The sequence below is a fragment of the Streptomyces sp. NBC_01257 genome, from assembly GCF_035917255.1.
Classification (GTDB): Bacteria; Actinomycetota; Actinomycetes; order Streptomycetales; family Streptomycetaceae; genus Streptomyces.
The window spans coordinates 4,400,760-4,420,395 of the sequence record NZ_CP108472.1 but is presented as its reverse complement, the minus strand read 5'-3'; the positions used below and the strand labels follow the sequence as shown (position 1 = coordinate 4,420,395).

20 protein-coding genes are annotated in these 19,636 nt (G+C 72.8%); 13 read left to right on the top strand and 7 right to left on the bottom strand.

What is annotated here, in order from left to right; genetic code table 11:
* The first annotated feature begins 59 nt into the window (after positions 1-59).
* On the top strand, positions 60-1,781 hold the full coding sequence (locus tag OG408_RS19000; RefSeq protein WP_266780281.1) for a SpoIIE family protein phosphatase: 1,722 nt from the start codon (positions 60-62) through the stop codon (positions 1,779-1,781).
* 47 nt (positions 1,782-1,828) lie between these two features.
* Entirely contained in the window at positions 1,829-2,272 is a 444-nt protein-coding gene (locus tag OG408_RS18995; RefSeq protein ID WP_266780280.1) for a YunG family protein, read from the top strand.
* Here OG408_RS18995 and OG408_RS18990 read toward each other — a convergent pair.
* The 5 genes from OG408_RS18990 to OG408_RS18970 form a co-directional block, all read right to left on the bottom strand.
* Entirely contained in the window at positions 2,230-3,078 is an 849-nt protein-coding gene (locus OG408_RS18990) for a GNAT family N-acetyltransferase (protein ID WP_266780279.1), read from the bottom strand. The two genes, OG408_RS18995 and OG408_RS18990, sit on opposite strands and share 43 nt — an antisense overlap.
* Positions 3,079-3,129: 51 nt before the next feature.
* A complete protein-coding gene (locus OG408_RS18985) occupies positions 3,130-3,735 on the bottom strand; it encodes a hypothetical protein (protein ID WP_266780278.1) in 606 nt (201 codons plus the stop codon).
* The gene (locus tag OG408_RS18980; protein ID WP_266780277.1) at positions 3,732-4,991 is read right to left on the bottom strand and encodes an MAB_1171c family putative transporter; all 1,260 of its coding nucleotides are present in this window, start codon (positions 4,989-4,991) and stop codon (positions 3,732-3,734) included. Before OG408_RS18980 ends, OG408_RS18985 begins: the two co-directional genes overlap by 4 nt.
* A gap of 92 nt (positions 4,992-5,083) precedes the next feature.
* On the bottom strand, positions 5,084-5,644 hold the full coding sequence (locus tag OG408_RS18975) for a toxin (RefSeq protein ID WP_266780276.1): 561 nt from the start codon (positions 5,642-5,644) through the stop codon (positions 5,084-5,086).
* Positions 5,645-5,648: 4 nt separating this feature from the next.
* Positions 5,649-6,095 carry a hypothetical protein gene (locus OG408_RS18970; RefSeq protein ID WP_266780275.1) on the bottom strand — a complete coding sequence of 149 codons (447 nt, stop codon included), beginning with the start codon at positions 6,093-6,095 and terminating at the stop codon, positions 5,649-5,651.
* A 637-nt stretch (positions 6,096-6,732) separates the two neighbouring features.
* Here OG408_RS18970 and OG408_RS18965 point away from each other — a divergent pair.
* The 4 genes from OG408_RS18965 to OG408_RS18950 all read left to right on the top strand — a co-directional run bounded on the left by OG408_RS18965 (position 6,733) and on the right by OG408_RS18950 (position 10,062).
* Positions 6,733-7,080, top strand: a complete 348-nt coding sequence (locus tag OG408_RS18965; protein WP_326670942.1) for a MerR family transcriptional regulator — start codon at positions 6,733-6,735, stop codon at positions 7,078-7,080.
* A 391-nt stretch (positions 7,081-7,471) separates the two neighbouring features.
* The gene (locus tag OG408_RS18960; protein ID WP_015609674.1) at positions 7,472-7,675 is read left to right on the top strand and encodes a cold-shock protein; all 204 of its coding nucleotides are present in this window, start codon (positions 7,472-7,474) and stop codon (positions 7,673-7,675) included.
* A 426-nt stretch (positions 7,676-8,101) separates the two neighbouring features.
* Positions 8,102-9,697 (top strand): DEAD/DEAH box helicase, encoded by a 1,596-nt coding sequence (locus OG408_RS18955; RefSeq protein ID WP_266780273.1) that lies wholly within the window; start codon positions 8,102-8,104, stop codon positions 9,695-9,697.
* A gap of 53 nt (positions 9,698-9,750) precedes the next feature.
* A complete protein-coding gene (locus tag OG408_RS18950) occupies positions 9,751-10,062 on the top strand; it encodes an SCO5918 family protein (protein WP_266780272.1) in 312 nt (103 codons plus the stop codon).
* Between the two features lie 108 nt (positions 10,063-10,170).
* Here OG408_RS18950 and crcB (OG408_RS18945) read toward each other — a convergent pair whose 3' ends face one another.
* Together crcB (OG408_RS18945) and crcB (OG408_RS18940) are read right to left on the bottom strand one after the other, a co-directional pair.
* Positions 10,171-10,545 carry a fluoride efflux transporter CrcB gene (gene crcB / locus OG408_RS18945; protein ID WP_266780271.1) on the bottom strand — a complete coding sequence of 125 codons (375 nt, stop codon included), beginning with the start codon at positions 10,543-10,545 and terminating at the stop codon, positions 10,171-10,173.
* Positions 10,546-10,582: 37 nt separating this feature from the next.
* Positions 10,583-10,999: a fluoride efflux transporter CrcB gene (gene crcB / locus OG408_RS18940; RefSeq protein WP_326670939.1), complete on the bottom strand. Its 417-nt coding sequence runs from the start codon at positions 10,997-10,999 to the stop codon at positions 10,583-10,585.
* Positions 11,000-11,334: 335 nt separating this feature from the next.
* Between crcB (OG408_RS18940) and OG408_RS18935 the strand changes: the two genes are divergently transcribed.
* The 7 genes from OG408_RS18935 (at position 11,335) to OG408_RS18905 (ending at position 19,620) form a co-directional block, all read left to right on the top strand.
* Complete coding sequence (locus OG408_RS18935) at positions 11,335-12,882, top strand: hypothetical protein (RefSeq protein ID WP_326670937.1); 1,548 nt, start codon at positions 11,335-11,337, stop codon at positions 12,880-12,882.
* A gap of 189 nt (positions 12,883-13,071) precedes the next feature.
* Complete coding sequence (locus tag OG408_RS18930; RefSeq protein WP_326670935.1) at positions 13,072-13,815, top strand: polyprenol monophosphomannose synthase; 744 nt, start codon at positions 13,072-13,074, stop codon at positions 13,813-13,815.
* Between the two features lie 137 nt (positions 13,816-13,952).
* On the top strand, positions 13,953-14,714 hold the full coding sequence (locus tag OG408_RS18925; protein WP_266780267.1) for a peptidoglycan recognition protein family protein: 762 nt from the start codon (positions 13,953-13,955) through the stop codon (positions 14,712-14,714).
* Positions 14,715-14,786: 72 nt separating this feature from the next.
* The gene (locus OG408_RS18920) at positions 14,787-15,404 is read left to right on the top strand and encodes a GNAT family N-acetyltransferase (protein WP_326670933.1); all 618 of its coding nucleotides are present in this window, start codon (positions 14,787-14,789) and stop codon (positions 15,402-15,404) included.
* Positions 15,405-15,534: 130 nt separating this feature from the next.
* A complete protein-coding gene (locus OG408_RS18915) occupies positions 15,535-17,772 on the top strand; it encodes an MMPL family transporter (RefSeq protein ID WP_326670932.1) in 2,238 nt (745 codons plus the stop codon).
* Positions 17,773-17,777: 5 nt separating this feature from the next.
* Positions 17,778-18,965, top strand: a complete 1,188-nt coding sequence (locus tag OG408_RS18910; protein WP_326670931.1) for a sensor histidine kinase — start codon at positions 17,778-17,780, stop codon at positions 18,963-18,965.
* Position 18,966: 1 nt separating this feature from the next.
* Entirely contained in the window at positions 18,967-19,620 is a 654-nt protein-coding gene (locus tag OG408_RS18905) for a response regulator (RefSeq protein WP_266780263.1), read from the top strand.
* The last annotated feature ends 16 nt before the right edge of the window (positions 19,621-19,636 follow it).

The following is a 19,636-nucleotide window of genomic DNA, read 5'->3' as shown; positions in this document are numbered from 1 at the left end:
CGGCCGACGATGAAGGGCCGGGCAGTCGGGCGGCCCGCGCCCTGCCCCAGGAGGTTGCCTTGCAGGCCGATGTGCACGCCGACGGTCCGTTGCCGCTCGACATCGCGGCGCTCGCGGCTCTGATCGACGGCACCACGGCAGGAGTGGGCGTCCTCGACACCGGGCTGCGCTACCTGTACGTGAACCCGGCCCTCGAACGGCTCAACGGCGTCCCGGCCGCCGCGCACCTGGGCCGTACGGTCGCCGAGGTGCTGCCCGAGGTCGACGCCCGCGAGGACATGATGCGCGAGGTGCTGGCCGACGGCCGGGCCCGCGAGATCACCTCCAGCGGCCGGACCCCGGCCGAGTCCGGCACCGCCCGGCGCTACTGGCACGGCGCCTACCACCGGCTGGAGGTGGGCGGCCGGGTCGTGGGCCTCGCCGGGATCGTGCTGGAGGTCATGGCCTCCGACGAGGAACAGCGCCAGCTGGCCCAGGCCCGGCGCCACCTGAACCTCCTGGACACCGCGAGCACCCGGATCGGCACCACCCTCGACATGGACACCACCTGCGCCGAGCTCGTCGACCTCGTCGTCCCGGCCCTCGCCGACCTCGCCACCGTCGAGGTCTTCCCGCCGGACGTCGCCCCGCCGGTGCGCCCCGCGCCGCCCGGCGTGATCCGGCTGCGGCGGGCGGCCCTGACGGCGGTGCCGGGGCTGCGCGAGGAGGTCGAGCGGTTCGGAGTCGCCGGCGACTACATCGACTACCAGGAGGACTCGGCCGTACCGCGCTGCCTGGCCACCAACCAGCCCGTGGTGGAGAACCTCACCGGCGACGAGCAGCTCGGCCGCTCCGCGCCCTCACCCGAACGGGTCGCCGCCTACCGGGCCCTCGGGATGCACTCGGCGGTCATCGTGCCGGTCACGGTCCGCAGCGGTCCGATCGGCATCCTCGGCCTGGTCAGGGCCGGGGACTCCCCCGTCTTCACGGACGAGGACGTGGTCGTCGCCCGGGAGCTCGCCGGGCGGGCCGCCGTCGACCTCGACCACGCGCGCCGCTTCACCCACGAGCACACCATCGCGCTGGAGCTCCAGCGCTCCCTGCTCTCCGAGCCGCGTGCGCCGCACCCGCACATCGAGATCGCCACCCGCTATCTGCCGGCCGACCGGAGCGTGCTCGTCGGCGGCGACTGGTTCGACGTCATCCCGCTGCCCGACGGACGCCACCTCAAGGCGATGGGCGATGTGATGGGGCACGGCGTCGAGGCGGCCGTCGCGATGAGCCACTACCGCTCGCTGCTGCGGCTGCTGGCCGACGAGGAACTCCCGCCGCACCGCATCCTGGAGCAGCTCGACCGGATGGTCGAACGGTCCGGGCTCGACCGGGCCGCGACCTGCCTGATCGCCGTCGTCGACCGGGCCGGCGGGGTGTGCCAGGTGTCCAGCGCCGGCCATCTGCCGCCGGTGTTCATCGACCCCGGCCCGGCCGGCACCTGGCTGGGCGACGTGGCCGCGGGCCCGCCGCTCGGTACCGGCTTCGGCGGCTACCGGACGACGAGGGTGGAGTGCGGACCGGGCACCGTGCTGTTCATGTACACCGACGGACTGGTGGAGCGGCGCGGCGAGGACATCGACGTGTCCGTCGGCCGGCTCAGGGAGCTGACCCTGCCGGGCAGCGGCGATCTGGAGGAACTCCTGGACGCCGTGCTCGACCGCTTCGGCCCGGGCGCCGAGGACGACATCGCGGTGATGGCCTCCCGGGCACGGGTACCGGCACCGGACGGCGGCTGCGCGACGGGCTGAGCCGCGGGCCGGCGGCGTTGTCAGTGCCGGGTGCGACGATCGGGGACATGAAGCCGTTGCTCCTCGCCGACATCGAGGCCGCCGTCCGCAGCAGCTGGGGCGCCGACACCACCACACCCGAGCACCGCCCGCACTGGACACCCGCGAACCCCGCCCGTGACCAGTGCGGCGTCACCGCCCTGGTCCTGCACGACCTGCTGGGCGGTGAGCTGATCCGCGGCGAGGTCCATGTCGACGGCGTGCGCACGGACTTCCACTGGTGGAACAGACCGGCCCCGGGGACCGAGATCGACCTGACGCGCGAGCAGTTCGGCCCCGGGGAGATCGTCTCGGGCGGCACGGCGGTCGTCCGCCCGCCGCGGATCGTCCGGCTCCGCGAGGAGTACGAGCTGCTCCGCGACCGGGTCATGGAGCTGCTCCACGGTGAGGCGCGGCAGGCCCCCGCGGATCAGCCCAGTTCGAGACTGGTGATGCCGAACAGCCCGGTGTGATCGACGTCCGGCGGAGTACCGGTGTACATCCGGGCCGTCTCGAACGACGGGGTGAGCCCGAGCTGTTCGGCCAGCCGTACCGCCGCCGGGTTGACGTCGGGCACGTCCACGGCGACGGGCGTGGACGGATCGGTCGCCGCGAGCGCGCCCACCAGCGCCCGGGCGATCTCCGGCGTGGCCGCGTACAGCGGGCCGATGCGTGAGGACGTCCGGCAGGCGCGCAGCACGGCGAGCCCCCGCACCTCGCCCTCGGACAGCGCGGCCAGCGCGGTGCGCCCCGGCGTGGTGGTCCAGGCCGCCAGGAAGCCGTCCCGCTCCTCCGGGAAGAACCGCCGGTCGTACGCGGTGACCTGGCCGAAGGGCAGTGTGCGGACGTCCACCAGGGTGACGCCGGGAGGCAGGTCGATGCCGTCCGGGACGAGCCCCTCGTACCGCAGGTTCGTCCAGGCCGGACGGAAGCCGGACTTCCGGTAGTTGGGCTGCTGCTCCACGACCCCGTCCAGCCCGGTGTTCCGCCCGGCCAGCCGCGCCGTCCCGGTGGCCCAGAGCCGGCTCCCGTACCCCTGGCCGCGCAGTTCCGGGCGGGTCAGATAGAAACCCAGGAAGCCGGAGCCGGAGCCGTAGCGGACCACGGAGACACAGGAGGCGGGCGCCCCGTCGAGCCGGCCGACCAGGAAGCCGCACGGGTCGGCGGCGAAGAACGCCTGACCGTCGGTCAGCCCCGGGTTCCAGCCCTCGGCATGGGCCCAGTCCGCCATCATCCTGATGTCGTCCGAGCTTGCTGTGGTGATCTCGAATGTCGGCACGGATCCACCATGGACCCGCCGGGCGGTCCGTTCAACGACGCCCCGCCCCGCTCACACGAACAGGAACGCGCCCGCCGTCACCGCTCCCAGGGCGGTCCCGGCGGTCACCTGGCCGACCGTGTGATAGCCGAGCGCCACCCGTGACCAGCACACGGCGGCCGTCATGACGTACCCGAACAGCCACCACGGCGAGTGCACCGCGGCGAGCAGGGCGACGACGGCCGAGGCGACGGAGGCGTCCACCGAGATCTTCCAGACCGTGTTGACCGCCAGCAGGACCACGGTCATCACCCACAGGCCGAGCATCGCGATCAGGATGCCGTCGGGAGCACCGCCCAGCACCATGACGGCCGAACCGGTCCCGATGGAGCCGAGGATGACGAGGAAGATCGGTGCCCGCTTGGTCCGGTCGACGACATGGCGGTCGCCCCAGGTGCCGCGCCCCCGCTCCCACTCGATGTACCCGGCCGGGACGAGCCCGGCGCACAGGGCGCCGAGGAAACCCCAGAGCAGCCCGGTCCAGTCGCCCGCCGCCGCCACCCCGATGCCGAGCATGCCGGCCAGCAGGAGGTTGCGGGGCTGGAAGACGTCGGTCACGGTGCGCGCGGCGGACCTCTCGGTGCCGGGGCCCGTCACGGTGTCGTCGGTGGTGCTCATGCCTGCTGCTCCTCTGCCGCCGCGGTGGATTCCAGTACCTGCCGGGCCCGTTCCGGCGTGACCGTGCGGTAGGCCGCCGCCACCCGGACCAGCCGGGCGACCTCGCCGTCCTGGTCGGTCGCGTGCGGGCTGCCGACGGCGGCCGCCCCGCCCGCGGGCGCCCCGGCGCCGTGGGCCGCGAGCGCCGCCTTGATCCAGTAGGCGTCGGCCAGCGGCCCGGCCTGCTCCGGGCCGGAGGCGTCGGCCGCGGCGGCGGCCTCGGCGGCCGGCAGCAGGGTGTCTGGCACGTGGTGGCGCAGCTTCTCCACCGCGTCGGCGATGTCCGCGGACCAGCGGTCGATGCGCAGGTCGGCGGGGGCGTCGAAGCGGGTCAGCTCGCGCAGCAGCGGCGCGGGGGGCTCGAAGGGCTGGTCGGGGAAGGCAGCCATCAGCTCGTACCAGAGGGCGTGCAGCCGCACCTGGGCCCGCCAGAGCTTCGCCCGGCGGCGGACGCTGCTCAGCGCGGGGACGGAGGCGCCGACCGCGAAGAAGGCGAACAGCACCAGCTGCGCGGCCTCGGTGATCTCGTCGAAGTCCAGCGCGAAGGCCTCGCTCGGCCGGTCGACGACGCTGACCCAGAGGAACAGCGTCCGGCTGACGGTGTAGCCGACGCCGATGAACATCGCGAACGTCATCATCCCCAGGCCCACCCGCAGATGACGCAGCCGGGCGGCAGCGGTGGCGAGCGCCCACTGGTAGGCGCAGACGGCGGACGCGGCCCCGAGGTAGAGGTAGAACACGCTCATGTACAGCGTCGCGCCCCACTGCCCGGCGTGGTCGGCGACGAAGCGGTCCGAGGGTGTGGACCGGTCGACGACGGTGAAGAAAAGCACCGTCAGCAGCACGAGCGTGGCGACGGACGCCTTCGCCGCGACCTGCTGGATCAGCCGCGCGAACCGTACGTGGCGCGGGACGGCCCCGGCGTCGGCGTACTGGCCGTAGATCGCGACGATGTAGCTGAGAATGGCCAGAATCGCGACGGTCGCGGTGTAGTGCTTGATGAGCACCGAAAGATCGGTCACCGGGCTGTCGTTGAGCCCGATGCGCACGGCCCGCGTCTTGGTCCACAGCGCGGCGGCGAATCCCGCGTAACAACCCCACAGCGCCCGTCGGCGCCGGTCCTCCTCGTCGCCCCACAGGGCGGCCGGCATGCGCCACAGGGCGACGGCTGTCATCAGGCCGGCTATCAGATAACCGGCGACGTCGAGCGGGGTCACGGCAGAAGTCCTTGCGGTGCGGGGAACGGGGGAAGGGGCGGACACGAGCGGGACGGAGCGGTGCGGCCGTGCGGACCGCGGTCCCCGCGGACCTAGAAGCGGCGGAACAGACCGCGGCGGCGGTGGGCGACAGGGCGGGACAGCGAGTTCGCGAGCCGCCCCACCATGTCATCGCTCGTCACGTCCCGGGCCATGCGGGGGATGAGGGAGGCGCCGAATTCGGCCATGCGTTCGTCATGGGTGTCGTACTGGGCGCGGGCCTGCACCGCGTCGGGGTTCCGCAGCGCGTCGGGGCCCACCACCCGGGCGATCAGCGAGGTGTCGAAGACGGGCAGCAGCCGCCGCAGTTGCTCCGCGTCCAGCGAGGTGCCGTGGTCGAACCACTCGTGGCAGAGCTCGTGGAGGATGACGTGCTGGGTCTGGTACGCGGTGGGGCGGCGGCGGAAGAGGACGAAGCTGGTGCCGCCGGCCTTCAGCCGCAGCCCGCAGGCGGTGCCGGCGCCGGCCAGCCGGTCGGGCATCTCGTGCAGCACGATGGTGCGGCCGCGGGCCGCCTCCATGTTCGCCACCAGACCCTCGACGGTGAAGGGGGAGGGGAGGGGGAGACCGGTCAGCCCGGCCTCGCACTCCTTCCGCAGGGCGCGCAGGGACACGGCGCTAGCTCCGTGGTCCGCCGTCGGCGGGCGGCTGCCGGTCCTTCGCGTCCTGGAGCAGGGCGAGCGCGAACCGCAGCAGCTCCGGCGGCAGTCCGTCCTCGTCCAGTCCCCGCCCGGCCAGCCCGCTGATCTCACCGGTGCGCCGCTTCGCCAGGAACTGCAGTCCAGCGACGACGTCGTCGACGACCTCGGACTCCTCCTTGAAGAAGCGCCAGTCCACCCCGAAGCCGAGGCCGAGCGCCTTGAGGATCTCCTCGGACGGCTGGGTCACCTTGCCGGCGAGGATGTTGGAGAAGTAGCTGTGGGAGAGGGACCCGCCGCGCTCCTTGACCAGGTCGGCGAAGACCCGGCCCGAGATCTTGCGGCCGGGGAAGGTCTTCTCGACCATGTACTCCACCTTCTGCCGCAACGTCCGCAGCTCCGGCGCGCGCTCTTCGCCGCTGTCCATCGGACCCCCACGTTCACGTCCACCGCCCGGGCCGCCGTCCGGTTTCCGCGCGGTGATCGATTCGGTCAACGGGCTCGTACTGTAACCAACGCGCCGGAGGCGGCCGCGGTCCGGGAGCGCCGGCGGGGTTCCGTAAGGGGATGAAGTGGAACATCCTTCTCCGGTGTCCGGATCGGGCTTGCGCAAACACTCTACGTCACTGTTAACTCGAAAAAACATGGGCAGGGGACCACGAGGGGAGCCCCTTGCCCATGAAGTCGGCTGCGCGAAGCCGCCCGGTGTCCGGGGTCCGGTGCGCACAGGGGTGTAGCCCTTCACGACGGGGGATGCGTGAAGGGCTACGCCTGCATTATGGCCCCCTGGTCAGGCAGTCATCAACTGACCGGCCGGTCAGTGTTCTTGGCCGCCGCCGTCAGGGCTGCCTCCCGGCTGCCGTCGCGGCGGCCGAACCGGTCGGTCCGCGCAGGGGCCGGGCCAGGTCAGGGGCGGGCCCGGAGGAGTGCCGGGGGCCGGTGCGGACCAGATTATTTCCCCCGTCCGGCCCGGGAAATCTGTCGCGGCTATGCTAGACCCGATGGCTCGCACAATGAGAGTTTCTCTTTCGGTCAACGAAGTCAGCGATACGCGGCAGGTGCACATGCCCCCCGAGACCCCTCCGCACTCCACCGACCGTCTCGATGACGACGACTTCCCCGCCTACACCATGGGTCGCGCCGCGGAGATGATCGGCGCCACGCCCGGTTTCCTCCGCGCGATCGGTGAGGCCCGGCTGATCACACCCCTGCGGTCGGAGGGCGGCCACCGCCGCTACTCCCGCTACCAGCTGCGCATCGCCGCCCGCGCCCGCGAACTCGTCGACGGGGGAACCCCGATCGACGCGGCCTGCCGCATCGTGATCCTGGAGGACCAGCTCGAAGAGGCGCTCCGGCTGAACGAGGAACTGCGCCGGCCCCGCGCGGGCTCCGGCGGCCAGGCCGGCGCCTGAGCGTCCGGGGCGGCCGCCCGGCGGGACGCCGGAGCGGGGCCCGCGGCGACCGGCGGAGTGTCCGGGGCCGCCGCCGGCCCGGCGGCGCCGTGGCGCAGCCCGCGCATATCTATAGCCGCAGCGACAGAATTTGATGCAATGTGCGGTGAAGGTTTATGACGCGGCGGGCGGAGTGAAATTACTTGCCGCGCCCGCTCGCATTCATTGTGCTACTGTGGATCTCAGTTGCAGTTGTGGTTCCCAAAGACTCCAAGTGCTCTCCCCGGCTAAATGGGCCGGTGGGTGCGCTTTTGTATTTTCCGGTTCATTATCCGGATGGGGTAATCATCGCGGCGACGCGGGGCTCGCACAGTGCGAGTCCCACGGGCTCTGCCCCAGAAGGAGATAAAACATGGCTACTGGCACCGTCAAGTGGTTCAACGCGGAAAAGGGCTTCGGCTTCATCGAGCAGGACGGCGGCGGCGCTGACGTCTTCGCCCACTACTCGAACATCGCCGCCAGCGGCTTCCGTGAGCTGCAGGAGGGCCAGAAGGTGAACTTCGACGTCACGCAGGGCCAGAAGGGCCCGCAGGCGGAGAACATCACCCCCGCGTGAATCTGATGGCACCGGCGCGCAAGCGCTGAGATGTGCATCCACAGCTGGGGCCCGCACCTTGGGTGCGGGCCCCAGCTCGTTGCTTTTCCAGGGTCCGCCCCCGTGCACGCCGTGCCGGCACCACCGCCACGAGCCGCCGGGGAAGCGCACAGGACCCCTGACTTTCCACCGTGCGGCGGACGATCCGCCATGGCTCCCGGACCACCGGTCCGCCGGAGCCCCGTGACGTGACCTGCAGGCCCGCATTCCCGGCCGGTGTGTTCCGTCATTGCGAAGCGCCGGACCCGGTTCTGCCGGGCCCGTATCGGCTCAAGACCGGCTGCCGGGCTTCGTTCACGTATGCCAACGGCCCGTTCTTGCGATTCTTGTGCCGCTCGTCGCCGCAATGAATTCCTCGATACGCGCCATATCGAGGAAGGGTTCCGTATGAACCGCGACCGCACACCCCGCTCGAACGACCGATTCACCCGCACCTCCCGCACCGGCGGCGGCTCCGCCACCGGTGGCTCGCGGGCAGGCGGCGGCTTCCGCTCGCAGGCCCCGGGCCGTCAGGGCGGCGGACAGGGACGCTTCGGCGCCCCGGCGCAGCGCTCCGGCGGCTACGGCCGCCGTCCCGCCGCGAAGCAGGGCGAGTTCGCCCTGCCGAAGACCATCACGCCGGGCCTGCCCGCCGTCGAGGCCTTCGCCGATCTGGAGATGCCCGCGGCCCTGCTGTCGGCGCTCGCCACCCAGGGCGTCACCGTGCCCTTCCCGATCCAGGCGGCCACGCTGCCGAACTCGCTCGCCGGCCGTGACGTGCTCGGCCGCGGCCGCACCGGCTCCGGCAAGACGCTCGCCTTCGGGCTCGCCCTGCTGTCCCGGATCGAGGGACGGCGCGCCGAGGCCCGCCGCCCGCTGGCCCTGGTCCTCGTCCCCACCCGGGAACTGGCCCAGCAGGTCACCGACGCCCTCACCCCTTACGCCCGTTCGCTCAAGCTGCGGATGGCCACGGTCGTCGGCGGCATGTCGATCGGCCGGCAGTCCGCGGCGCTGCGCGGCGGCTCCGAGGTCGTCGTCGCCACCCCCGGCCGGCTCAAGGACCTGATCGAGCGCGGCGACTGCGCCCTGGACCGGGTCTCGATCACCGTCCTGGACGAGGCCGACCAGATGGCCGACATGGGCTTCATGCCGCAGGTCACCGAGCTGCTCGACCAGGTGCAGCCGGAGGGCCAGCGGATGCTGTTCTCGGCCACCCTGGACCGCAACGTCGACCTGCTGGTCCGCCGCTACCTGCACGACCCGGTCGTCCACTCGGTCGACCCGGCCGCCGGTGCGGTGACGACGATGGAGCACCACGTGCTCTACGTCCGCGGCGCCGACAAGTACGCCACCACGACGGAGATCGCCGCCCGCGACGGCCGGGTGATCATGTTCCTCGACACGAAGCACGCCGTGGACAAGCTCACCGACCACCTGCTCAGCAGCGGTGTCAGGGCGGCGGCGCTGCACGGCGGCAAGTCCCAGCCGCAGCGCACCCGCACCCTGACCCGGTTCAAGACCGGGCACGTCACCGTGCTGGTCGCCACCAACGTCGCGGCGCGCGGCATCCACGTCGACAACCTCGACCTGGTCGTCAACGTCGACCCGCCGAGCGACCACAAGGACTACCTGCACCGCGGAGGCCGCACCGCCCGGGCCGGCGAGTCCGGCAGTGTCGTCACCCTGGTGCTGCCCAACCAGCGCCGCGAGATGACGCGCCTGATGGCCGACGCCGGGATCACCCCGCAGATCGCCGAGGTCCGCTCCGGCGAGGCCGAGCTGAGCCGGATCACCGGCGCGCAGGCGCCCTCCGGTGTGCCCGTCACCATCACCTCGCCGGCGTCCGAGCGTCCCAAGGGCGGTTCCTCGTCCCGCGGCCGGCGCAGCCGTCCGGCGCAGGCCCGCCGCACGTCGTCGGCGTCGTCGTCCTCGGCGCCCTCCGCTTCCTCCCAGCCGAGGGGCGGCGGCGCTCAGCGTCGCTCCTCCGGCAATCGCGCCGCCTGACCGACATCCGCGTTCCCGCCCGGTTCCGCTCCCCGACCCCGTGGAGGCACACAATGCGCTGCGTCATCGCCCGTTTCCCCTTCGACCTGTTCAAGCACGAGGTCGAGGAATCGATGAAGGGCATCAAGCCCGAACCCGTCACCGGAGAATCGGTGATCATCAGCCGCCGTGTGTACCCGGTCAAGCAGGTGGGTGAAGTGATCACCCGGCAGGACCGCCGCGACTTCTCCGCCGGTGAGGTGACCAGGGCGCTCTCGCGCCTCGGCTTCACCTGCCGCTCCGTCCCGGCCCCGGCCGCGCCCGTGGAGCTGAGCCCCCTGGAGGCGGCATCGGCCGCACTGGGGACGCCCGGCCAGGACGCCTGACCCGTCAGCGCAGAGCCGCACGGCAAGGCCCGGTCTCCCTTCGGGGAGGCCGGGCCTTCGGCGTACGGGCCCGGTGCCCGCCCGGCGGGACCGGGGCGGGGCGGCTCCTCAGGCCCAGAGCGCCTCGGCGAGCCCGACGCCCACGAACACCGCGCCGAGCCCCGCGACGACGCTCGCCACCACGTTGGCCGCCGCGTGGAACCGGGCCCCGTCCTCGGCCAGCCGCAGCGTCTCGTAACTGAAGGTCGAGTACGTGGTCAGCGCCCCGCACAGGCCCGTGCCGAGCAGCAGCTGGACGTGCGAGGACGCGGCGCCTGCCGCCACCGCGCCGGTCAGCAGGCCCAGCACCAGGCAGCCGCTGACGTTGACCGTGAAGGTCCCCCACGGGAAGGCGGTGCCGTGCCGGGCCTGCACCGCGCGGTCGGTCAGATACCGCAGCGGGGCGCCGACCGACGCGCCGATGATCACCAGCAGCCAGTTCACCGGCGCTCCCGCGGGCCCGGTCCGGTCGTCGGCGCTGTCATGCCTGCCTCCACGCCAGTGCGCGGCGGGTCAGCCACACCGCGCTCCACACCGCCGCGAGGGCCGCGAGCAGTGTCAGCCCCAGATAGGCCAGGCCGGTGCGGGCCCGGCCGCCGTCGACGAGGCGCTCGATGTCCACGGCGTAGGTCGAGAACGTGGTGAACCCGCCGAGCACGCCGGTGCCGAAGAACGGCCGCACCAGCCGGTGGGCGGACCACGCCTCGCTGATCACCACCATGAACACACCGATGACCGCGCAGCCGGCGACGTTCACCACCAGGGTCGTCCAGGGGAATCCGCCGGTCGCGGTGGGCCACAGGAGCGATGCCCCGTAGCGGGCACAGGCTCCCGTCGCGCCGCCCAGCGCGACGACCGCGACGACGGCGGTCTGCGGGTTGCGGGGTTTCGTGGACACACGTCTCCTACCTGCCGGGGCGCCCGCAGGACGCGGGCGCGCGCTCGTGCGCAAGTAGGGACCGTTGGCGGCGCTCCGGCCGCGGTTCGGGTACGGCGGGCCCCACCGCCGTGCGGCGACCGTCACCGGTCCCCGCTCCGTCCAGGCTAGCGCCCGGGCCCGGGGAGCGGGTAACGGGATCCCGCCCGGCCCGGCCCGGTCGGAGCGAAAGGCTCTAGGGTTGCCGGGTGTATGCCAGCGGGGAGTTGCGGAGAGCTGTAGAGGGCACGGCACGGGGGCGCATTCCGAGGCAGCGGGCACCGGAGGCCCGTGCGTCCTGGTGGCGGCGGCAGCGGGTGCCGCTCACGGCGGTGGCCGTCGTGGTCCCGCTCTATGCCGTGTGGGCGGCGGTCCTGGCCACCGGCGGCGGTGACCTCGCCGCGCAGCTGGCCTGGTCGGGCTTCACGGCGCGCCATCCGGGCGCCGCGTACAACCTCTCCTGGTACGGCGGGATGCACACCGCCAACTACAGCGTCTTCTCCTCGTACCTGATGGCCTTCCTCGGCGTCCGGACGGTGTCCGTGGCGGCCGGGATCGCGGCCACCTGGCTCATGGCCCTGCTCTTCGTCCGCAAGGGCGTGCCGCACGCCGTCTGGCCCGCGGTCCTCGCGGCGCTCGCGCTGTGGTGCAACGTCGCGTCGGGGCGTACGACGTTCGCCCTCGGGGTCGCCGTCGGGCTCGTCGCGCTCCTGTACGCCCACCGCCGCTGGACCGCGCTGGTGGCGGGGGCGCTGGCGACGATGGCCAGTCCGGTGGCGGGGCTGTTCCTCGTGGTGGCGGGTGCGGCGTACCTCCTGGACCGGCAGTGGCGGAAGGGGGCCGTGCTGGTGCTGCCGTTCTTCGTCGTCGTGGGCGTCACCACGCTGTTGTTCCCCTTCCACGGCGAGCAGCCCATGGCGCGCGGCCGGCTGTGGATGCCGCTCCTCGTCTGCGCCGCCCTGGCGGCCGCCGCCCCCTCGGCGCGGCAGTGGCGCGTCCAGCGGTACGGCGCCGTGGTGTACGCCGTCGGGGTCGTCCTCACGTATTTCATCGCGTCCCCGATCGGTACGAACGTCGAGCGGCTGCTCGGTCTCGTCGCCGTGCCGGTGCTGCTCGCGGCGGTCCTCGTCCTCGTCCGGGAGAAGGCGTGGAAGCGCGCGGCCGTGCTGACCGTCGTCCTCGCCCTGTCCGCCAGCTGGCTCGTCGACAAGACCATGGACGACCTCCGGGTCTCCGGCGAGGTGCCGGCGTGGGCGTCCCGTACCGGAGGCGTCGTCGGTGAACTGCACCGGCTGGGCGCCCAGCTCGGCCGGGTGGAGGTCGTGCCCGCCCGCAACCACCGGGAGGCGACGGTGCTCTCCCCGTACGTGAACATGGCGCGCGGCTGGAACCGCCAGCTGGACGTCGAACGCGGGCGGCTCTTCTACGACGGGACGCTGTCGCCCGCCGAGTACCGGGCCTGGCTGGACCGTTGGGCGGTGGGCTATGTGGTGCTGCACCACGGGCAGCCGGACGGTCCCGCCGAGGCGGAGGCGGCTCTCGTCAGGTCCGGGCTGCCGTGGCTGCGGAAGGTGTGGCAGGACGGCGGCTGGACGATCTACCGCGTGCGGAACGCGACGCCGATGGTGCCCGCCCCGGCCCAGGTGGTCCGCAGCAGCGATGCCGAGCTGGTGGTGCGGATACCGGCGGCGGGCTCGGTGACCATCCGGCTCGCCCATTCGCCCTGGCTGCGGGTGCGCGGCGTCGGCGGTGCCGGCGGCGGCTGTCTGCGGCCGGACGGCGAGTGGACGAAGCTGACCGTGCCGGCGGGCGGGACCTACCGGCTGGACTCGGCGTACCGGATGCCGCGCCACCGGGGCTGCTGACCGGTCGGGAGGTTCAACTCGCCTTTCCGCGGGCCCGTTTGGTGCGTGAGAAGCGGGAGGTGACCGGCTCTCGCGGCACGGCCCCGTGCGGATTCCGGGGTGCCCGTGATCGTCGATCCCGGGTGTGGGGCTCGCGCGGCCGTCCGCGTGGACCGCCGTTCACGCGGGCCCGGAGGACCGACGCGAGGAATGGCCGTGGAGAAGACGCCCCCGAGGATCGTGGTGGTCGTGCCCACCTACGACGAGCGGACGAACCTGCCGGTCCTCGTCGGCCGGCTGAGCGAGCTGGACCTGCCCGGCCTGCACGTTCTCGTGGTGGACGACAACTCTCCCGACGGCACCGGGCAGGTCGCGGACGCGCTCGCGGCGGACACCGGCGGCCTGGTCGGGGTGCTGCACCGCGAGGAGAAGGACGGGCTGGGGCGGGCCTACGTGGCCGGTATGACGCGCGCGCTCGCCGAGGGCGCGGACGTGGTGATCCAGATGGACGCCGATCTCTCCCATCCGGTGGAGCGGGTCCCGGTCATGGTCGAGACGCTGCTCGCCGGGGACGCCGCGGTGGTGGTCGGGTCCCGCTACGTGGCCGGCGGTTCGCTCGCGACGGAATGGCCGTGGCACCGCAAGGCGCTGTCCGCCTGGGCGAACTTCTATGTGAACGCGGTCCTGCGGCTGCGGGTGAAGGACGCGACCGCCGGATTCAAGGCGTGGCGGGCCTCGGCGCTGAAGGAGATCGACGTGACCTCGGTGCGCAGCAACGGTTACGCGTTCCAGGTGGAGATGAACCACCGCGCGGTCCGGCGGGGGCTGCGGATCGCGGAGGTCCCGATCCGCTTCGAGGAGCGGGTCGCCGGCGAGTCGAAGCTCGGGCTGAAGGTGGAGATCGAGTCCGCGCTCGCCCCGTGGAAGCTCCTGCTGGGGCGCGAGAAGCGCTGACGGCCGTTTCGGGCCCGGGGGCCCCGGGCGGGGCATGATCCGGCGGGCGCCGCGTCCGGGCCACGGCCCGGACCAGCGGTTTCACCCGATCGGCCACCGTATCTGCGCGCGGGGCCGTGAGGCCGCAGGGTGGTCCCATGTGGCCCCGTCGAGTCTGGCCGGCCGCCGCGGCCCTCCCGCTCACTCTCCTGATGCTGCGGGACGCCCCGGTGCGCCTCGCCCTGCCCACCCCCGTCGCCCCGGTGCACGAGCGGGCGCCCGGGGTGCCGCAGCCGGCGATCGTCACCCGGGCGGCCTGGCACGCGGACGAGAGCATCGTGCGGGAGCGCGCGGTCTACACGGGCGCGGTGCGGGCGGTCTTCATCCATCACACGGGCGAGTCCAACGACTACGACTGCGCGGACGTGCCGAGCATGCTGCGCTCGGTCGAGGAGGCCCACATCAAGGGCAACGGCTGGGACGACATCGGCTACAACTTCCTCGTCGACCGGTGCGGAACGATCTACGAGGGCCGGGCGGGCGGCATCACGCGCCCGGTCCGGGGCGCGCACACCACCGGCTTCAACGCCGACAGCGTGGGCATAGCGGTGCTGGGCAACTACGGCCGCGGGACGGAGGTGCCCCGGGTGCTCGTCCGGGCCCTCGCCAAGGTGGCCGCGTGGAAGCTGCGGCCCGGGGCCGATCCGCGCGGCACGGTGCGGCTGGTCTCCACGAACGACGCGAGCAGGTACCCGAAGGGCCGGGCGGCCGTGCTGCACGTGATCTCGGGCCATCGTGACGCGTACCAGACCAACTGTCCGGGCGAGGCGCTGTACGGGGAGCTGCCCGCGATCCGGGCCGCTGCGGCGGCCCTGCGCCGGGCGCAGACGGGCACGGAGGACGCCGAGACCCCTCGCTGAACATCGCATCGATGAACATTGCACTAGTGCAGAATACTTTTCTGTCTAGTTCGAAGTGGGTTAGCATGCGGCATGCCTGCGACGACCCCGCTTCCCGTGACCCTGACCGGCCGCCACGTCCGCATCGAGCCGCTGTCCCCGGACCATCTCGACGGCCTCTTCGAGGCCGGCGGCGGTGACGACGAGGTCTGGCGCTGGCAGGGCGGACCGACGCCGCACACCCCGCAGGAGCTCGGCGAGAAGCTCACGGCGCTGCTCGCCGCCGCGCGCCGCGGGGAGTACGTCCCCTTCGCCGTCGTCGGCCGCGCGAGCGGCCGGGCGGTCGGCTGGACCACGTACATGGACATCGACGTGGTCAACGAACGTCTGGAGATCGGCTCGACCTGGTACGGCCGCGCCCACTGGCGCTCGGCGGTCAACACCGAGACCAAGCTGCTGCTGATCACCCACGCCTTCGAGGAACTCGGCATGGGGCGCGTGCAGTTGAAGACCGACCACCTCAACGTCCGTTCCCAGGAGGCGATCGCCCGGCTCGGCGCCCGGCGCGAGGGCGTGCTGCGCCGTCACCGCCGCCGCCCGGACGGCACCTGGCGCGACACGGTCTACTTCTCGCTGCTCGCCGACGAGTGGCCCGAGGCGAGGGCCCGTCTCGAAGCACGGCTCGACGGCAGGCTCGCAGCCAGCGGCTGAGCCCGTTGCCGGGCCCGTCCGTGCGTCCGTGCGGGGGCCTGCCCCAGGGGCCGTGTCCACCGGCCGGTGGACACGGGGTTCCACCGGGCGGGGCTGCCGGGCGGACGGGCCCGCGAACCAGCATGGACGCATGAGAATTCGACCCGTACGTATGGCCCGTTGGAGCGCCCGGCACCCGTGGCGCGCGATCGTCGGCTGGTTCGTCTTCGTGCTGCTGTGCCTCGGCGCGGGCATCGTCGCCGGCAGCAACCCGGCCACCACCGAGGACTTCTGGGTCGGCGAGGCGGGGCACGCCGAGTCGATGGCCACCGACGGCGGCCTCCAGCGCCGGCCCACCGAACACATCCTGATCCGCGCCGGATCCGGCCCCCTCGACCCGGAGCGGGCCGCCGCCGCGGCCCGCGACCTCACCGCCCGGATGGAAGCGCTGCCCGAAGTGGCCGACGTGGCACCGCCGGTCCGCTCGAAGGACGGCACCGCCCTGCGGGTCACCGTGGTCATGAACGGCGCCGAACTGGACGGGAGGAAGAACGTGGTCCCGCTCCTCGACCGCACCGCCCAGGTCGCCGCCGCCCACCCGGACCTCGTCGTGGAGGAGACCGGGTCGCCCGCCATCAGCAAGGGCGTCAACGACCAGCGCGGCGAGGACCTCGCCCTGTCCGAGCGGCTCTCCCTGCCCGTGACGCTCGTCATCCTGCTGGTCGTGTTCGGCTCGGTGGTCATGGCCGGCGTGCCCCTGCTGCTGGCGCTCTCCTCGATCGCCGCGACGATGGGCCTGGCCATGCTGGCTTCGCACCTGATGCCCGACCCGGGCGTCGGGACCAACATGATCCTGCTCATGGGGCTCGCCGTCGGCGTCGACTACACCCTCTTCTACCTCAAGCGGGAGCGCGAGGAACGGGCCCGGGCGGCCGGCCGGCTCAGCCCCGAGGCGCTGGTGGAGCTCGCCGCGGCGACGGCGGGACGGGCCGTCGTGGTCTCCGGCCTCGCGGTGATCGTCTGCACCGCCACCCTCTACCTCGCCACCGACGTCATCTTCTCCTCGCTGGCGACCGGCACCGTCCTCGTCGTCGCGGTGGCCGTGCTCAGCTCCCTCACCGTGCTGCCCGCACTGCTCGTGAAGCTCGGCCACCGCGACGAACGCCGCGCCGCGAAGAAGGCCGCCCGCCGGGCGAAGCGCGGTGCGCCGGCCCGTACGACGACGGCGAAGCCCGAGAACGGCCGGATCTTCGGCGCCCTCATGCGCCCCGCGCAGCGCCACCCCGCGATCACCCTGTGCGTCTCGGTGCTGGTCATGCTCGCCGTGGCGGCGCCCGCGGTGGGCCTCAAGCTCATCGACCCGGGCAAGGACACCTTCTCCCGCTCCATCCCGGCGATGCGGGTCTACGACCGGCTGACCGCCGCGTACCCCGAACTCCTGGTCAAGCACGAGGTGGTGAGCCGGGCCACCCCCGGGCGGGCGCCCGAGGTCAGGCAGGCGCTGACCGAGCTGGGCCGGCGCGCCCAGGCGGACCCGCTCTTCGCCCGTACCGGGCAGCCCGTGGTGCGGACCTCGGCCGACGGCCGGACCAGCGTGCTGGAACTGGCGGTTCCGCACCCGGCGCCGTCCGACGAGGCGATCGCGTCGCTGGACCACCTGCGCCACCGCTACATCCCCGCGACCGTCGGTGAACTGACGTCCGTCGACACGGCGGTCAGCGGTGACGTGGCCCGCGGCCAGGACTACGTGCACCACGAGCGGGACAAGCTGCCGCTGGTGATCGGCTTCCTGCTGCTGCTCACCTTCGTGACGACCGCGGTGGCGTTCCGCTCGGTGGTCGTCGGCCTGCTCGGAGTCGTACTGAACCTGCTCTCCGCGGCCGCCGCCATGGGCGCGCTCGTCCTGGTCTTCCAGGGCACCTGGGCGGAGGGACTGCTCGACTTCGACTCCCTCGGCGCCATCGCGTCCAGGGTGCCGCTCTTCCTCTTCGTCCTCCTCTTCGGTCTGTCGATGGACTACCAGGTCTTCGTCGTCAGCCGGATCAAGGAGGCCATGGAGCACGGTATGACGGCCCGCGAAGCGGTCCTCGACGGCATCGCCCGCTCGGCGAAGGTGGTGACGAGCGCGGCACTCGTCATGGTCACGATCTTCGCGGCCTTCGTCTTCCTGCACCTCACCGAGATGAAGCAGATGGGCTTCTGCCTGGCGGTCGCGGTCCTGCTGGACGCCGTGGTGATCCGGATGATGGTGCTGCCGTCCGCGCTGCTCCTCCTCGGGGAGCGCGCCTGGCGGCCGCTGCGCCCGACACGCGGCAAGGACACCGGAGTCCGGCCCGCCCCGGCCGGCTCCGCAGCCCCGGCCGGCCCGTCCGTCCCGCACGTAGGCTGACGGGCATGCTTCAACGGCCTCAGCGCGGCGATCCGGTCTGGATCTGGGTGCTCCACGGGTGGGAGGTCTTCTCCTGGGCGCTGATCGCGCTCGTCGTCCTGATCACGATGACGGGCGGCACCCCGCCGGACCGGAAGCTCGCCATCGTCGCGCTGACGGCCGTGCTCGCCCTCTGTTACGCGCTGGTGCGCATGCGCCCCGGCAACCGGCTGCTGAGGCCCTACGGCTATCTGGCCGTGCTCGTCGCCGTGCTGGGCGGCCTGTCCGGCCTGGGCGACGGCCTCGGGGTGTTCTACACCGTGATGATCACGCAGTTCATCGTCTTCGCGGACAGCCCCCGGGGCGCGATCCTCTTCACCGGGCTCGGCGCCCTGGCCATCACGGTCGGCGGCAGTCTGCGGGAGGGCGGCGGAGCCGATGTGTTCCTCACCAACACCCTCTCCTCGGTCGCCGTCTGGGCGGTGGCCGTCGTGATGGTGCTGCTCACCCCGCGCGCACTCGCCCAGCGCGACGAACGTGCGGTCCTGCGGGCCGAGTTGAAGAGCACGCAGGTCGAACTGGCCGAGGTCTACCAGCGCCAGGGCGCGGCGGAGGAACGCGAACGCCTCGCCCGGGAGATCCACGACACCCTCGCCCAGGGGTTCGCCTCCATCATCGTGCTCGCCGAGGCGGCGAGGTCGCAGCTGGCCGTGGACGTCGACCGCAGCGCCCAGCAGCTCCAGTCCATCGAGCAGACGGCCCGGGAGAACCTCGCCGAGGCCCGGGTCCTGGTCGGGGCCGCCCCCAGCAGCGGGGTGGCCCCCGGATCGGTGGCCGCGACGCTCCGCCGCACCCTGGACCGCTTCACCGAGGACACCGGACTCGACGTCTCGGCTGAACTCGCGGACATCGACTGCGACCAGCCGACCCGGATCGCGCTGCTGCGCTGCACCCAGGAGTCCCTGGCCAACATCCGCAAGCACGCGGCGGCGACCACGGTCGGCGTGGTCCTGGCGCACGGGCCGGACACCGTCGAGCTGGAGATCACCGACGACGGCCGCGGGTTCGCCGTCGAGGACTCCCACGGCTTCGGCCTGGACGGCATGCGCAAACGGCTCGCGGAGTTCGGCGGCGGCCTCACCGTCACCAGCTCGCTCGGCGACGGCACCCGGATCCTCGCCACCATCCCGCTCGCCCCCGACGGTCAGGTGTGACATGACAGCAGAGCCGGCCACCCCATCCCCCCTCCGGATCATCCTGGCCGACGACCACACGGTGATGCGGGCCGGACTCGTCGCGCTGCTGTCCTCGGAACCCACCGTCGAGATCGTGGGCGAGGCGGGCGACGGCCGCGAGGCGGTCCGCCTCGTCGAACGGCTGCGGCCCGACGTGGCGTTGCTGGACCTGCGGATGCCGGTGCTGGACGGGGTGGGCGCCACCCTGGAGATCGTCGCGGGCGAGGCCCCGACCCGGGTGCTGATCCTGACGACGTACGACACCGACGCGGACATCGAGCGCGGCGTCGAGGCGGGCGCCACCGGCTATCTCCTCAAGGACGCCACCCGCGAGCAGCTGGTGGAGGCGATCCACTCGGCGTCCCGCGGCGAGACCGTCCTCGCCCCGCGGGTGGCCCAGCGCCTGGTGGCGAAGATGCGCCGGCCGGTGGCCGTCACGCTGACCGCCCGCGAGTCCGAGGTGCTGCGGGCGGTCGCGGACGGCCTGTCGAACGTGGAGATCGGCCGCCGGCTGTTCATCGGCGAGGCCACGGTGAAGACCCATCTGCTGCGGATCTTCGCCAAGCTCGACGTCAGCGACCGCACCCGCGCGGTGGTGGTCGCGATGAACACGGGCCTGCTGCAGGGGCGTTAGGCGCCGGGCAGGCAGC

Coding starts and splice junctions, on each gene's coding strand:
- OG408_RS18995 (WP_266780280.1), top strand. CDS start 1,829: ATGAAGCCGTTGCTCCTCGCCGACATCGAGGCCGCCGTCCGCAGCAGC.
- OG408_RS18985 (WP_266780278.1), bottom strand. CDS start 3,735: ATGAGCACCACCGACGACACCGTGACGGGCCCCGGCACCGAGAGGTCC.
- OG408_RS18970 (WP_266780275.1), bottom strand. CDS start 6,095: ATGGACAGCGGCGAAGAGCGCGCGCCGGAGCTGCGGACGTTGCGGCAG.
- OG408_RS18965 (WP_326670942.1), top strand. CDS start 6,733: ATGCCCCCCGAGACCCCTCCGCACTCCACCGACCGTCTCGATGACGAC.
- OG408_RS18960 (WP_015609674.1), top strand. CDS start 7,472: ATGGCTACTGGCACCGTCAAGTGGTTCAACGCGGAAAAGGGCTTCGGC.
- OG408_RS18955 (WP_266780273.1), top strand. CDS start 8,102: ATGAACCGCGACCGCACACCCCGCTCGAACGACCGATTCACCCGCACC.
- OG408_RS18950 (WP_266780272.1), top strand. CDS start 9,751: ATGCGCTGCGTCATCGCCCGTTTCCCCTTCGACCTGTTCAAGCACGAG.
- OG408_RS18930 (WP_326670935.1), top strand. CDS start 13,072: ATGGCCGTGGAGAAGACGCCCCCGAGGATCGTGGTGGTCGTGCCCACC.
- OG408_RS18925 (WP_266780267.1), top strand. CDS start 13,953: ATGTGGCCCCGTCGAGTCTGGCCGGCCGCCGCGGCCCTCCCGCTCACT.
- OG408_RS18920 (WP_326670933.1), top strand. CDS start 14,787: ATGCCTGCGACGACCCCGCTTCCCGTGACCCTGACCGGCCGCCACGTC.
- OG408_RS18915 (WP_326670932.1), top strand. CDS start 15,535: ATGAGAATTCGACCCGTACGTATGGCCCGTTGGAGCGCCCGGCACCCG.
- OG408_RS18910 (WP_326670931.1), top strand. CDS start 17,778: ATGCTTCAACGGCCTCAGCGCGGCGATCCGGTCTGGATCTGGGTGCTC.
- OG408_RS18905 (WP_266780263.1), top strand. CDS start 18,967: ATGACAGCAGAGCCGGCCACCCCATCCCCCCTCCGGATCATCCTGGCC.